The organism is Ruminococcus sp. CAG:379, from assembly GCF_000434255.1.
Classification (GTDB): Bacteria; Bacillota; Clostridia; order Oscillospirales; family Ruminococcaceae; genus Ruminococcus_F; species Ruminococcus_F champanellensis.
Genome location: NZ_FR894865.1, coordinates 1 through 1,435 on the forward strand (window position 1 = coordinate 1; position 1,435 = coordinate 1,435).

At 45.7% G+C, this 1,435-nt stretch carries 2 protein-coding genes; both read right to left on the bottom strand.

Features of this window, described 5'->3' with window-relative positions:
- Positions 1-396 (bottom strand): type II toxin-antitoxin system HicB family antitoxin (locus QVO51_RS03890; RefSeq protein WP_288167832.1); only part of this gene is annotated, 396 nt, incomplete at its 3' end.
- Positions 397-439: 43 nt separating this feature from the next.
- On the bottom strand, positions 440-637 hold the full coding sequence (locus QVO51_RS03895) for a type II toxin-antitoxin system HicA family toxin (protein ID WP_288167833.1): 198 nt from the start codon (positions 635-637) through the stop codon (positions 440-442).
- Positions 638-1,435: the final 798 nt, after the last annotated feature.

The window sequence follows — 1,435 nt, forward strand, 5'->3', positions numbered from 1 at the left end:
CTGAAGGCGGAGCTTTTCCACCAGCGCTTCCTGCAAAACAGCAGAGAAATTGATGCCTGCGTGTTCAGCTTCTGCATTGATCCAGGACGGAAGCGACAGTGTTTTTTTGATAAACCGCTTATGCTGCTTTGCTCGGAACGGCGGCATATACGCTTCCACCAGAACCAGTGTTTGATGTTTACCAACCTGGATCTGATCAAAGGGAGTGGGTTCCGGAATTTCTTCTCCGTCCTCCTCCATGCCAAACAAATGCAGCAACATTGCTTCTTTGGCATTGCTTAACGCTGTTTCAAGATCTCCTGCGCAAGGCAGACAGCCGGGTAAATCCGGAAATTCAATGGAGATCCCTTTGTTCTCCTGTTCAAAAATTGCCGGAAAAACGTAATGATCCTTCATCGTGATTACCTCCTGTTCGAGTGGCTTTACCATGGAGCAGAAGTCATTCAAAGTGAACCCCTGCTTGTTTTTCGATGCTTTTCAGTGTTTTGATGGGAATATCCTTGACCGGGTGCGTAACCGTCACCCTCCCCTTTTTACTGGGATGCTTGAATTGATGGTGATCCCCTGCACAATTCACCTCGTACCAACCATCCGCTATTAATTGCCGGATGATGTCCCTGGATGAGAAGCTCTTCATTTCTTCTGTCGAGTAGACAGCTCGACACTCCTTTCCTGTGATTCAAACTGCAAAGGGATGTCCCAGCCCTTTACGGATCCTCTGTATCTATTATAACACGTAAGTTATTACGTGTCAATATCATTTCAACCGAATACATTGCATAAAAAAATCGCCCCTCGGACGATTCAAAAAAATATTCGACTAGCTATTGACTCGCTCCCCAAAATGTGCTATAATGAAGAAGCGATGAATAAAGCATCACACGGGGTGCAGATGGACGGCAATCCAAATACACCCCATCATCAGACTGGTGATCAGAACACCTGACTGACTTAGTGCAATGGCTATATCGTGTTTCATTGTAGCACGATTATAGATATTTGTCAAGAGCCTTTCAGACTGCTTCTACACTTGGTCTGAAGGGCTTTTCCTTTTCGCATAGAAACTTGACAATTGCATACAGTTGATTGTCCGGCTTTCCGGCTCATGGAGTGGAAACATATCCAGCACATCCGTCACATACGCAAAGACAACCTGTTCAGCATGCTGAATCAACCCGTTTTTTCTTTTCAGAAAGGTAACAACGGCAAGGTATTGAGCGAACCATATGCATGACGGTGAATCGGTAGGCATACCCGAAGGATGCGATAACAATGAACCGGCAAGCGCAGGGCGGTGATAGAATGATACACCCTGTAGGCTTTGCAAGCAGACGGATAATTGATGATACAGTAAAATACATTAGATAGCCGAAACGAGCCGCTGTTTCGTGACTCGTTTCGGTATCATGTGTTTTGGCGGAAAGAGAGGGATTCG